This window comes from Conexibacter sp. DBS9H8, assembly GCF_023330685.1.
Lineage (GTDB): Bacteria > Actinomycetota > Thermoleophilia > Solirubrobacterales > Solirubrobacteraceae > Palsa-465.
In genome coordinates this window covers 911,906-924,310 of sequence record NZ_CP097128.1, presented here as the reverse complement: position 1 = coordinate 924,310, position 12,405 = coordinate 911,906, and the positions used below count along the sequence as shown (strand labels likewise).

Annotated in this window: 10 protein-coding genes; all 10 read right to left on the bottom strand. The window is 70.9% G+C overall.

The features are described from left to right. Nucleotides 1-10: 10 nt before the first annotated feature. Entirely contained in the window at nt 11-1,336 is a 1,326-nt protein-coding gene (locus tag M3M55_RS04405; RefSeq protein ID WP_249011612.1) for an MlaD family protein, read from the bottom strand. Further along, on the bottom strand, nt 1,333-2,622 hold the full coding sequence (locus tag M3M55_RS04400; protein ID WP_249011611.1) for an MlaD family protein: 1,290 nt from the start codon (nt 2,620-2,622) through the stop codon (nt 1,333-1,335). The genes M3M55_RS04405 and M3M55_RS04400 overlap by 4 nt, the downstream gene beginning before the upstream one ends. After that, nucleotides 2,619-3,962, bottom strand: coding sequence for an MlaD family protein (locus M3M55_RS04395; RefSeq protein ID WP_249011610.1), 1,344 nt, complete (start codon nt 3,960-3,962; stop codon nt 2,619-2,621). Before M3M55_RS04395 ends, M3M55_RS04400 begins: the two co-directional genes overlap by 4 nt. Continuing rightward, nucleotides 3,959-5,245, bottom strand: a complete 1,287-nt coding sequence (locus M3M55_RS04390) for an MlaD family protein (protein ID WP_249011609.1) — start codon at nt 5,243-5,245, stop codon at nt 3,959-3,961. Before M3M55_RS04390 ends, M3M55_RS04395 begins: the two co-directional genes overlap by 4 nt. Beyond that, nucleotides 5,242-6,681 carry an MlaD family protein gene (locus tag M3M55_RS04385; protein WP_249011608.1) on the bottom strand — a complete coding sequence of 480 codons (1,440 nt, stop codon included), beginning with the start codon at nt 6,679-6,681 and terminating at the stop codon, nt 5,242-5,244. Before M3M55_RS04385 ends, M3M55_RS04390 begins: the two co-directional genes overlap by 4 nt. Next, the gene (locus M3M55_RS04380) at nt 6,678-7,994 is read right to left on the bottom strand and encodes an MlaD family protein (protein ID WP_249011607.1); all 1,317 of its coding nucleotides are present in this window, start codon (nt 7,992-7,994) and stop codon (nt 6,678-6,680) included. Before M3M55_RS04380 ends, M3M55_RS04385 begins: the two co-directional genes overlap by 4 nt. Nucleotide 7,995: 1 nt before the next feature. After that, on the bottom strand, nt 7,996-8,778 hold the full coding sequence (locus M3M55_RS04375; RefSeq protein ID WP_249011606.1) for an ABC transporter permease: 783 nt from the start codon (nt 8,776-8,778) through the stop codon (nt 7,996-7,998). Next, on the bottom strand, nt 8,779-9,603 hold the full coding sequence (locus M3M55_RS04370) for an ABC transporter permease (RefSeq protein ID WP_249011605.1): 825 nt from the start codon (nt 9,601-9,603) through the stop codon (nt 8,779-8,781). Nucleotides 9,604-9,846: 243 nt separating this feature from the next. Then, entirely contained in the window at nt 9,847-11,073 is a 1,227-nt protein-coding gene (locus M3M55_RS04365; protein ID WP_249011604.1) for a CdaR family transcriptional regulator, read from the bottom strand. A gap of 98 nt (nt 11,074-11,171) precedes the next feature. Further along, a complete protein-coding gene (locus M3M55_RS04360) occupies nt 11,172-12,338 on the bottom strand; it encodes an NAD(P)/FAD-dependent oxidoreductase (RefSeq protein ID WP_249011603.1) in 1,167 nt (388 codons plus the stop codon). Nucleotides 12,339-12,405: the final 67 nt, after the last annotated feature.

Sequence of the window (12,405 nt, the reverse complement as noted above, 5' to 3'; positions counted from 1 at the left end):
GGGGTTCCTCTCATCCGCCCGTGTCGGGCTTCAGCCGCGGGTAGGCGGTCGTCAGCGGCTGGGGGTTGTCGGCGGTCCCGGGGGCCGGGTAGGCGTTGACACCCTTGAGGTTGACGACCTGTGCCGCGCCGCTGCCGACGAGGGCCTGCAGCAGGGCCTTGTCCTGGTTGGAAAGATTCATCACCGTGGACGAGCTGACGTCAAGGGTGAGTCGGGCGAGGGCACTGTTGCCGTCGGCTCCGGTCCCGACCGAGTTCATGTCATAGAGCAGGCTGTCGAGGTCCTTGGCGTAGGGGGCGAGGTAGGAGATCAACGGACGGAGCTGGTTGACGACCCCGGCGAGCGGCGGGACGAAGTGCGTGAGTGACGGGGCGGTCAGCCGTAGGGCCTGCGCGAGCCGGTCGGCGATCGGGGTCACCGTCTTGAGCCGGTCAAGCGCGGTGAGGGTCGCCGCCCCGGCGGCGGGGAGGGCGTGCAGCGCCGGGGTCAGGTCCGCCAGGGCGCCACCGAGGTGGTCGAGGACCGGGTTGGCGTTCGTGCCGACGCTCGCGAGATGGCTGGTGACCCGGGTCGCGGTCGCGAGCACGGCCGGCAGTGACACGAGGTCGGCCTTGAGGGCGCGGTTGCGGGCAGCGACGGTGATCGCCGCCGCCGTCCCGGCGGTGACGAACTGGTGGATCTCCGCGGCCCGTTGGGACAGTGCCGTGAGGACGCTGCCGAGATTGCCGATCAGCCCGGTGAGCTGCTGGGACTGGTCGGAGATCGCCTGGGCGACCGGGGCGGCGTTGCTGACCAGCCCCGACAGCGCATCGAGGGTTTGGTTGAGCTGCGGCCCGGAGTGGGCCAGCCCGCCCCCGAAACCGGCAAGCGCGCGGCGCATCGCCGCCTGACGGGCCGGGGAGAACACCGACAGGATCTGGTCGAGCTGAACGGCGGGGCCGGCCTGGCTGACCGGGAGCGTCCCGCCGTTGGGCAGCGCCCCGCTGACCCGGTCACCCGGGTTGAGGGCGATGTAGTTCTCCCCCACCAGCGTCTTGGTCGCCACCGCCACGGTCGCGTCACGGTAGATCGGCCCGTACTTCTTGTTCAGGGCGATCCCGACCACGGCGTCCTGGCCCCGGTTGAAGATGCGCGTGACGGTGCCGACGTCGACCCCGGCCTCCCGGACGTTCGCCTCGGGAACGAGCTGGACGGCGTCGGGGACGACCGCGTCGAAGCGGTACTTGGCGCCGAAGTTCGTCCCGCCGGCGATGTGCAGCAACAGCACGAAGATGCCGGCGCAGACGACGGCGAAGGCGATCAGGACAAACCCCTGGATCCGGCGGCGGCGTTTCATGTCTGGGGACTCGTGGGAGCGGGTTGACCGTCAGCGCAACCGATGACGGGGGTGAGCAGCGGGTCCTTCGTGCCGGCGTTGAAGATGCCGAAGGTGAGGTTGCCGCGCGGGGAGGCGGTGAGGTTGGAGGCGTTGTCGAACTTGGCCAGCGACAGGCTCCAGGCGAAGAACTTGTCGACGGGCAGCTCACACGGCACGATCGCGCTCGTCACGTGGTTGAGCTCCGGGGCCTGGGGCAGGAGCCGGCTGAAGGCCGTCTTCAGCGCGGTGGCGGTGCCCGGCAGGTTCCGTGCCAGCGGCACCAGCGCGGTGACGGCCGGGTCCAGAGCAGCGAGCGCCGGGGCGGTCGCCGCGGAGAACCGCCGCAGTGCCCGCAGGCCGCTGGGCAGGGCTCGGGCGGTCGGCAGCAGGTCGGTCAGGGCGGGGCGGACGATCCCGAGCGTTGTCTGCAGTTGCCCGAAGGCGTTGTGCAGGTCGGTGAGGGTGCCGGGAAGCTCGGCGATCGTCTGGCCGAGCGCGCCGCTCTGGCTGCCGATCGCCGCGAGGGTCGTGCCGCCGTTGTGAACGAGCGTTCCCAGCTCGGTGTTGCGGGCGTTGAGGGCGCTGAAGAGGACCCCGCTGTTGTGCACGAGCGACTTGACGAGCTGCTGGCGCGTGTCAATGACGTCGCTGAGCTGTTTCTGGGCGACGAGCAGCTGGGCGATCGTTCCGTAGGCGGTGCGCAGCTCGCTGCCGCCGGCCGGGCTCAGGCCGGTCGCCAGCTCGTCGAGAAGTTCCTGCAGACGGAGGCGGATCGGCTCGGAGAAGGTGTCGAGCACGTCAGCGATGTTGACCGGGGTCTGGGTCTGGGAGGCTTGGAGAACCTGGTTGGGGCCGAGCAGGCCGGCACTCGGGTGGCCGCGGAAGACGACGTCGAGGTACATGTCGTCGAGGGGGGTGGCCGGTCGCAGCTGCACCTGCGCGTCCCGGTACAGGCGGGCGCCGTTGAGCTTGGAGGTGGCCAGTTCAACGGTGAGCACCGGCTCACCGTGGTTGAACCGCTCGGCGGTGATCCGGCCGACGACGATCCCGGCCCAGCGCACCTCATCGAGGCCGGGCACGACGCCGTCGGCGTTGGAGACGGCGATCTGGGCGGTGTACTGGCCCTGCCAGGGCAGGTGGACGTTCTCCTTCGAGATGATGATTGCGATCGCGACCAAGCCGGCGACGATCCCGATCGCGAGCAGCACGACCTCACGCCGGGCCCGGCGCATCTCCACCCGCAGACGGGAGTTGAGGATTCTCATCGCCGCGCCCCCGTCAGGCTCGACGGCGCGGCCCCGAGCAGATCCCCGAGCATGGTGTTGAGCGCGTTGCAGTTGCTCTGCTGGGTCGGGTTCGGGTTCGGGGCGAACACGGTGCAGGGGAGGAAGTCGAAACTGTTGAGGCCAGGTGGAGAGGGGAAGTGGATGAGGTGGGTGTGGCCGTCGTACTCGGAGGCGACCGAGTTGAGACCGGAGAAGAACGGTCCGATCAGCTGGTAGATCGGCCGCTTGATCGTGCTGTCCTGGCTGTTGAGCCACGGCAGCAGCTGCTGGTTGAGACGCGTGAAGGTCGGTGCGAGTCCGTGAACGAGGCCGATTCCCGGGCCTGAGGCCTGCGCGAGCGTGCGGATCGCGGGCCGCAGACTGCTCAGGAGCGGCTGCAGGCGATTCAGGACGCGGCGCAGGGAGATGACGGCGGGCCGGGCGATGTCGCTGGAGGGAGCGAGCTCACGCGAGCCGGGGATGAGCGCGGTGAGGAGGCGTTGCAGCGGCGGGACGGTCGCCTCAATCGACCGGCTCGCCGCAACGGTCGCGTCGAGGGCGCCGGGGGCGAGCTGGAGGGCGCTCGCCAGGGCGGTCGCGTGATCGGAGATCGCGCTCACCGTCGCATCGCCGCCGCTGATCAGTGCGCTGAGCGACTGGCGGTCCGCAGCGAGGGTGGAGACGGTCGTGGCGGCGCTCGCGACGAGAGTGCTGAGGTCGTTGGTCTGCTCCCCACGCAGGGCGTTGAAGGCGGCCGGCACCGGCGCGAGGCTCGGGGCGAGGACGGTGATCAGCGACCGCTGCTGGGGACCGCTCATGCTCGCCGCGAGCTGGCGCAGATCGACCTTCGTCGCCAGCCGCTCGCTGTGTCGGAACACGCCGAGGATGTCGTCAAATCCGACCTGGACGGTCGTGTGGGCGAGTGGGATCGTGTTGTCGGCGAGTGTCGGCGCCGACGGTGAGCCGGGGTCGAGGTTGACGACGAAGTTGCCGCCCAGGAGGGTGCGGTACTGCAGGGCCGCGCTCGCGTCACGGTGCAGGACGAGACTTCCGTTGGTGATCAGCAGCTTCGCGCGACCGTAGCGGCCGCCGTCAACGGCGGTGACCGAGCTGACCGTGCCGACGTTGTAGCCGTCGACCCGGACGGGGGTGACTCCCGCCTGGATCTGGTTGGGCTCGCTGAAGTAGGCGGTCACGGTGCGGCCGCCGGGGCTGGTGAACGGAAGCCGGTGGGTGATCGCGTAGTAGAACCCGAAGGCCCCGACCGCGATCATCGCGATCCCGGTGGAGAACATCCGCTTGCCGTCGGAGCGCCGCCGCTTGTGGACGTGCTTGCTCATGGTCCTCCGGTGCCCAGGCACGGGCTCGGGTTCGGGTCGGTGACGATCGGCGTCGCTGACAGGGCGCTCGCGTTCAGCGCCGGACCGGCGAGCACGAGCCGCAGGGTCGTGTACGGCCCGAGCGGGCCGGACTGAGGGGCGCCCTGACCGAGGAAGCTGCGCCAGTCGTGGGTGAACCCGGCGAAGTTGCAGCCATACGGCGCGAGCGTGTTGAGCACCGGGATGGTGACCTGGAACAGGCGGGAGAGGTGGGGCAACTCCGGATTGAGGGTCGCCGCCATCACCTCAGTCGGCGCGATCGACGGTTGCAGGTGGATGAGCACGGTCCGCACCGACTGGATCGGGACGCGGCCCTTGGTCAACAGGCGGGTGAGGCTCCTGAGTGCCGGCGGGGCGACGCTGGCAAACCGGGCGGTCCGGGCGGAGAAGGTCGTGAGGTGCGCGAGCGCCACATCGGTGCCGGCGAGAGCCCCGTCGAGGGTGCGGATGTCACCGGGCGCGATCCGCAGGAGCCGGGCGAGGCTGGGGGTCTCGGCGGCGAACGGCTCGAGGCTGCGCGCCCCGTTGACCAGACCGGGCTGAAAATCGCCGCGCACGGGGACGAGATCCCCGTTGAGCTGGCTAGCCCCGGAGAAGAAGGACGGGATGACGTCGGCCTGCACGAGCGGCGTGAGCCCGCTGATCAGGTTCTTCAGGACCCCCGGGGCGATCCCGAGGGTCTGGTTGAGCTGCGGGCCGCGGCCGAAGACGGCCGCACCGAGCCCGTCGAGCATCTCCTGGAAGTGCAGGCGGGCCGGGGGCGTGAACGCGGCGTTGAGGTCGGTGACGGAGATCGCGATTGAGGTATCCCGGGCGGGGATCATGCCCCCGTTGGGGATCCGCCGGGTGGACCGGGCGGGAAGGAGGTCGATGTACTCCTCACCGAGGAGCCCGCGTGGCCGGATCCGGGCGGTGGTGCCAACCGGAAGGTGCGTGAGCCCCGGGTTCATCTGCAGGTCGACCGTCGGGACGCGGTGGACGAGGCGGATGTCGACGACCTGCCCGACGAGACGGCCGCGAACGGTGACGTTCGCACCCGTGGAGAGGGTGCCGATCGACCGGAACTGGGCGGTGACGTTGTAGTACGGCTTCAGCGGGATCCCGGTCGGCGCCTTGAAGGCGACGTAGAGGAGACCGAGCGCGGCGAGCACGGCGAGCGTTCCGAGGCTGAGCAGGGACACCCGCTGGCGGGCGTCCCGGCGGGCGCGGGAACTCGTGTTCCGGGGGGAACGGGTGCTGCTCACCGTCCGCCTCCCAGCAGGTAGGAGAGCAGTCCTGGGGCCTGGGATGAGGTCGTGGTCGAGCTCGCCGACGGTGCCGAGGCGGCCGTGTGCCCAGATCCGGTGACGCTGGAGAGGCCGGAGGCGATCGTCGACAGCGTGCTCGCCAGCCCGCCGGAGACCGAGTGCAGCAGCGAGCCGGCGGGGGACGGCAGCGAGCGCACCGGCCGGGTCACCGGGTTGGCGACCCGGCCGAGGGCACGGGTTCGGCCGGTCGTCCGGTGGCGCCTGGCCGGGATCGGCAAGCCGCTGATGATCGGCAGAAGCTCCTTGATCTCCGTCGGGGTGAAGTCCACGGAGAGGCGGAACTGATGCCCGACGCTGTCCACCTCCTGGATCGCCCGCGACCAGTTCTGCACGGTGCCGAGCAGGTTGCCGATGCTGCCGTTGAGCGTCTGCAGGTTCGACGCGTTGGCGGTGGCGAAGCTCGCGAGCTCCTGGGTGGTCGGCTTCAGCCGTGCGATCACGGGCGCGACCTGGCGGCCGAGGCCGGTGAGCTGGGGGGCGATCGCCCGGGTCTCGGCGAGGGATGGGAGGGCAGCGGCGGTGAACGCGGGGAGGGCGTGCAGGGTGGCGGTGAGCGCCGGGGCGGTGTGGATGAGCCCGCGCGCGGCGGGCCGCAGCTGCTGTCCCGCGGCGGTGAGCCGACCGAGGGTGGTGTCGAGCTGGGTGAGCAGCCCGGGCGTCTCGGCGATGCTCTGGGCGACTCCGGCCGGGTTGGCCGTGCTGGCGGTCATCGCCTGCGCGCCGGTGGCGACGAACCGGCCCAGGGCGGTCTGGTCGGCGGCGAGGGTCGCCATCACCGCGCTGGAGTGGTCGATGAATCCGCGCAGCTGCGCGTTGGAGGAGTCGACCTGGTTGATCATCTGGCGGGCGTCACTGAGCGACGGGGGCAGCGCCGACAGAAGTGCGGCGACGTCGGCGCCGCGGCCGAACAGGGCGACCCCGGTTTCGTGGATGAGGATCGCCAGCCGGTCCCGCACGGTCGGGGCGAACATGTTGACGAACTGGTCGTAGTCGGTCGCCTCCTGGGTCCGGGCGAGCGGGATCGAGAATCCCGACGGCGCGGGGTCGGTCCGGTTGCCGGTGCTGAGGTCGATGTACTTCTCGCCGAGAAGGTCGGCGGGACGGACGACGAGGCTCGCGTTCCGCCCGAGTGGAGCGTCGGCCCTCGCGACGGTGAAGATGACCCGCGCGTGGTCCTGGCGGGTGATCGCCAGGGACTGCACCGTCCCCACAGACACGCCGCCGATCTCGACACGGGAGCCGCTGAGCAGCCCGTCGGCGTCCGCGAGGGTGGCGTACACGCGGTAGGGGGCGGGACCGGAGCCGAGCAGCAGGAGCACGGCCACGATCAGCACCACGAGACCGGCGACGGGGGCGAGGATGCGGACGTTCACGGTGCCTCCGGATCGTCGGCGGCGGTGATGCCCTGCACGTTGTCGCCGCACTGGGGCCGGAACCACGCCTGGTTGAGACCGGCGTTGAATCCGGGCGGGCGGATCAGCGCGTACCCGAGACCGGGGTTGCCGGCAACCAGCTGCGCGGGGGTTTCCGTCGAGGGGCTGGTGGCAGGGAAGCTCTGCACGAGGGTGCGGGCATAGTGGCCGGCGGAGTCATAGCCGGAAAGGAAGGAGTCCCAGTTCTCGATGAAACCGCTGATCTCGGGACCGTAGGGGAGCAGGCAGGCGGCCATCGGCTCGAAGGTCGCCAGCGCCGAGCTGGAGCTGACGAGCACCGGCCGGGAGGCGTTGAGCAGCCCGGTGATGCGCGGCGCCCCCGTCTGCACGGTGGCGAGCGTCCGGTCGAGCTCCGGGGCGACGGTGGTGAGCTTGGTGAGGGCGCCGTGGAGTGGTCCGGCGAGAGCCTGGAGGGCGATGGCGCCGGGGCGGACGACGTTGACGACGGTGTTCAGCGTGGTGAGCGCCGGGTTGAGCCGGTCAAGCGCCGTCCGGGCGCCGTTGAGGGCCGGGGCGAGCCGGCTCAGGGTCGCCTGGGTCGCTCGCGCATTCGCGGCGATCGTGGCGAACGTGTTGGCGGCGCCGGCGACGAGGTGCACGAGCTGCGGCTGCTGGGCCTGGAGGGCGCCGGCGGTTGTCGCCCCGGCGGAGATGAGCGTCTCCAGCGCCGCGGGGTCCTCGCCGAGCTGCTGGAGGACGTTGGACACCGAGGTGATCGCCGGCGGGCTCGCGTCGATCCCGCGGTGCAGGTTGCCCGCCTCCCCGCCGTAGGTGCTCGCACCGGTGTCGACGAACGCGCCGAGGGAACGCCGCGCCGGAGCGGTGAAGATGTTGAAGAGCTGGTCGAACTCGACGGGCGTGATCGTGTTCTGGGTCGGCAGCTGGGCGCCGTTGGCGAGCGCAGGGTCTCCGCGAGGTCCGGGAAGCAGCTCGACGTAACGGTTGGAGTAGCTGATCGTGCCGCCCCAGCGGATCTCCGCGTTCGTGCCCTTCGGGAGCGGCCAGACACTGTTGTCGGTGATGTCGAGCTGCACGGAGGCGAGGTTGTGGGCGAGCTTGACCGTGCCGACGTGGCCGACCGTCTGGCCGCCGGCGGTGACGTTGGCCCCGCTGACGAGGTTGGTCGCGCTCTCGAAGTTCGCATACAGCGTGTGGGTCGGGGCCGCCGGCCCGCTCTGGGTGGCGAACAGGACGACGACGACCACGATCGCGGCGGCGAGCGCGAGGATGGCGGCGAGACGGCGTCCACGCATCTCAGCCACCGATCGGAAGCTTCACGTTCGTGCCCCAGAACAGGAGTGACAGCGACCCGCCGATGAAGTGGATCATCACGAGGTTGACCATCATCGATCGCGCCGTCGCCTTGCCGACGCCGACCGGCCCCCCGGAGGCGGTGTAGCCGTAGTAGGTGCCGACGAGGATGATCGTGATCCCGATCGCCATCGCCTTGATCAGCGATTCGAAGTCGAGCCCGATCGTGTGCGCGGGACCGAAGGCACCGGAGGCCCAACCGGCGCTCGAGACGTTGCCGATCTGGACGACGATCACGAAGTAGCTGCCGAAGGTCCCGGCCGCGAGACACATCAGGTAGGCGATCGGCAACACGATGATCGCGGCGAAGACGCGGGTGCCGACGATGTACCGGATCGCCGGAATCCCCATCACCTCCATCGCGTCGATCTCCTCGGCGATCCGCATCGAACCGATCTCCGCAACGAGTCCGCAGCCGACCTTCGCGGCGAGGATGTACCCGAACATGTACGGGAACATCTCCCGCTCGTCACAGACGAGACTGAACAGTCCGACCGCGCCGCTGGCCCCGAAGGACTTGCTCAGGTACGCGGTGAAGAGCCCGCACTCCCCGCCGATGACGACTTCCATCCCGACGAGGATGAGCGCGGAACCGGTGAGGAGGATGCCGGCCTGACGGAGGATCTCCGCCGCGTACCGGAGGGTCGGGATGAGCTCCTTGATCGATCGGATCGAATGGCTCGTGAGCCGCCCGACCTCCTCCGTGCCGCTGCGCAGCGCCGACATCTATCTGAGCCCCCCGAGGTTCGGGAACTGGGCGAGCAGCACGGAGGTGTAGGCGTAGTTGAAGATCCACAGGGCCGCGAAGGAGATCACGACCGCCTGGTTCACCGCTCGTCCGACCCCTTGGGCCCCACCTTCGGCGTTGAGGCCCTTGTAACAGCAGACGGCGGCGATGATCGCGCCGAAGATGACCGTCTTGAACACGCTCGCGAACAGTTCGATCGGGATGAAGTTGGCCGAGAACGTCGCCTCGAAGGACGCCGACGGCTCGTTGAAGAGCAGCTTCATCACGAGGATGCCGGACAGGGTGATGAAGAGGATGGCGACGAGGTTGAGCAGCGGGGTCATGATCGTCAGGGCGATCATCCGCGGCAGCACGAGCTGCTTGATCGGGTTGATTCCGAGAACCCGCATCGCGTCGATCTCCTCGCGGATCTTGCGCGCGCCGAGGTCGGCGCAGATCGCCGTGCCGCCGACGCCGGCGACGACCATCGCGGTCGCCCACGTGGCGACCTCGCGGACGGCGGCGGTGACGAACACGCCACCGGCGCGATCGGCGGCGCCGAGGGCCTGGAAGGTTCCGCCCGCCTCCACCCCGATCGTCCCGAAGCCGAAGGCGAACACGGCGAGGATCAGCGGGAGGCTGCAGCGGACGAGGATGAGCGTCGACTCCTCGATGAACTCGCCGAACCATTTGTAGGGCCCGCGGGTGAGCTCGCGAGCCGCCTGGATTCCGAGCATGACCATTCCGCCGGCTTCGAGCAGGCCGCTCTCCACCTTTGCCATCCCTGGAATCGCGACCCCCCGTGCGCGGGTGGTGAAGCTCACTGTCTCAACTCTCCCTTGGCGTTCGGCCCCGGTCCGAGACCGCCCAGACACCGTACCCGGCGTCTGAAGTTTCTGTCAAAGGGGATCCGTACCGTTCCGACGCGCCAGTCCCTGGCGCCGGTCGCAACGCACCGGACCATCCTTCCCTGCCGCCCCTCTCCCGGGCGGGTCGCCATTGTTGCGTGTCGCGCATCACTTGGCAACGGAGAACCGGCCAATCTTCAGTGGCCGACTTTGGATCTTTCACCAAGATTCCTTCTCCTCTGCCCCCGGACGGCGGTCTGTGCCTGTGTGTTCCGCCAGCCGGTGGCGCTCCAGCGCCCACCACAGCTCGAACGCGGTCTCCGGCTCACGAAAGCTCCGCCCGGTGAGCTCCTCGAACCGGGCGAGGCGGTAGCGGAGCGTGTTGGGGTGGATGACGAGCGCCCGGGCGGCCGCCTCGACGCGCTGGCCGGCGGAGAGGAACGCATCGAGGGTGCGCAGCAGGTCCAGGCCGGCACCCGCCTGCTCGAGGGGAGCGAGGTAGCGGCGGGTGAGCGTGTCGCCGACATCACGGTCACCGGCGACGGCGGCCCGCAGGCCGAGGCTGTCGAGGCTGACGAGGCCGCTGAGCCCGAACCCGCGAGCGGCGGTGAACGCGCGGCGCGCGAGCCGGGCTGAGTCACTGAGCCGCTCGAGCGGTCCGGCCGGCCCGACCGCACACAGCTCCCCGGCCGGGACCCGCGGGACGCGGGTGGCGAAGCCGACGAGGTGCCCGTCCAGGATCGCGAGCATCGCCACGTGCGGATCATCCCCGGCGCCGAGCCCGAGCCGTTCGGCACAGGCGTGGATCTCCGCCTCCGCGGGGACGCTCGCGTGGATGGCACGGTAGGCGTGCGCGCCGTCGCTCCCGCGGCCGCCGGCGAGCGCGCGCACCTCGGCCACCGACAGCGACCCGTCGAGGAGGGCCCGGATGAACGCCCCCCGCCTCCCCTCATCCGCGCGGGCCTGGGCGAGCTCGGCGGCCCGGTGCCCCTTGCTCACCTCGACCATCGCCAGGTCCGACCAGGTGAGGATGGCGCTGAAGAAGTCGAACAGGTCGTCCCTGCCGGCGCCGAGCTCAGCGCTGCGCGCGTGGGCGGCGGTGATCGTCACCTCGACCCCGAGACGCCAGGCCCGCAGCATCGTCTCGAGGTCGATCCCGAGGGCGACGCTCGAGCGCCCGACCTCCTGGAGCGCGGCGACCTCGGCGACCGTCGCGGACCGGCTGCCCGCCTGGGCCGAGCGCAGGGTCGTCCCGATTGAGAGGGCGACGTCCTGTTCCATGCGCTCGGCGTCAACGACGCTGAAGGCCGGCAGGTCGCGGAGGATCCGCGCGAGGATCTGGGCGCCGAGGGCGTCCGCGTCGGCGATCAGCGCCTCCAGCAGCCGCACCCAGCCCGGCTGGGCATGGGCCCCGTCCACCGTCTGCTCGTCCACCGCGTCCCGCATCCTCTCTCCTCACCGCATCCGGCCCCGCTCTCACCGTCAGCTTCTCATACGCATCCCGGGCCCGCGCGGATGCCTCGCGGGCGGCGGCCGCCGCGGCCTCAGGCGAGCGCTTCCGCGAGCGTGCGCTGATAGTCGATCAGCGCCCGCGGCCGGTTGAACCCGATCGCGCCGACGAGCTCCTCACCGCGCCGGGCCTCGATCACGAGCCCGGGCCCGTCGGGGTCGTCCTCGACGACGGTGAAGGCGTCGGCGGCCGTCAGCAGCCCGGCCGACTTGATCTTGTGGTCGTACTGATCGGACCAGAAGGTCGGGACGGCCCGGAACGGGGTCCGCTCCCCCGCCGCGACCATGAGGTTGTGGGCGGCGAGCGCCCCCATCTCCCGGGCGGTCGCCCAGTGCTCGATCGACACGGGGCCGGCGGCGTGGGGGTGCGGGAAGGCGGCCATGTCCCCGGCGGCGGCGACGTTCTGGGCCCCGACGGCGAGGCAGTGCTCGTCAACGACGACGGCGCCGCGCTCGAGGGTCAGCCCCGACCCGGCGAGCCACTCGGTGTTCGGGATCGCGCCGAGGGCGAGCAGGACGACGTCGGCCTCGAGTCGCTCCCCGTCGGCGAGCCGGACCGCGCAGACCGCCCCGTTCACCCCGTCGAAGCCCTCGACGGAGGCACCGAGACGAACGTCCACGCCGTGGTTGCGGTGCAGGCGCACCGCCCGCTCCCCGACCTCGGGACCGGCGACGGGCATCAGATACGGGGCGATCTCGACGATCGTCACCGCCTCAACCCCGAGGCCGCGCAGGGTCGCCGCCACCTCACAGCCGATGAACCCGCCGCCGACGATCACGACCGACGTTCCGGGCCGGGCGACCTCGGCGAGGGCGAGGCTGTCCTCGAGCCGGCGGAGGGTGTGAAAGCCGCTGAGGCCGAGCGGAGCCGGCCATGGCCGCGCCCGCCGCCCGGTCGCGAGGATCAGCCCGTCGTAGGGCACCGCCTCTTCCCCGGCGTAGAGCACCCCGGCGGCGAGGTCGAGACCGGTCGCCGCCACCCCGAGACGCCAGTCGCATTCGATCTCCGGCCCGGGCAGGGTGACCTGCTCGGGCGCGAGGGCGCCGGCGAGCAGCTGCTTGGAGAGCGGCGGGCGGTCATAGGGTGCCCGCGCCTCATCGGAGATGACCACGAGCTCGCCGGCAAACCCCTCACGGCGCGCGGTGTGCGCGGCCCGATGGGCGGCCAACCCGCCGCCGACGATGACGATCCTCTCTGGCACCTCGATCTCCTCCTGCCCGGGCGGGCGCTCCCGCGTGACGCATCCCCGGCCGCGGTCCGCGCGCCGG

What these genes read in the sequence shown, in the direction of transcription:
- M3M55_RS04380 (WP_249011607.1), bottom strand. Translation starts at nt 7,994, where the DNA reads ATGCGTGGACGCCGTCTCGCCGCCATCCTCGCGCTCGCCGCCGCGATC.
- M3M55_RS04400 (WP_249011611.1), bottom strand. Translation starts at nt 2,622, where the DNA reads ATGAGAATCCTCAACTCCCGTCTGCGGGTGGAGATGCGCCGGGCCCGG.
- M3M55_RS04395 (WP_249011610.1), bottom strand. Translation starts at nt 3,962, where the DNA reads ATGAGCAAGCACGTCCACAAGCGGCGGCGCTCCGACGGCAAGCGGATG.
- M3M55_RS04365 (WP_249011604.1), bottom strand. Translation starts at nt 11,073, where the DNA reads ATGCGGGACGCGGTGGACGAGCAGACGGTGGACGGGGCCCATGCCCAG.
- M3M55_RS04405 (WP_249011612.1), bottom strand. Translation starts at nt 1,336, where the DNA reads ATGAAACGCCGCCGCCGGATCCAGGGGTTTGTCCTGATCGCCTTCGCC.
- M3M55_RS04375 (WP_249011606.1), bottom strand. Translation starts at nt 8,778, where the DNA reads ATGTCGGCGCTGCGCAGCGGCACGGAGGAGGTCGGGCGGCTCACGAGC.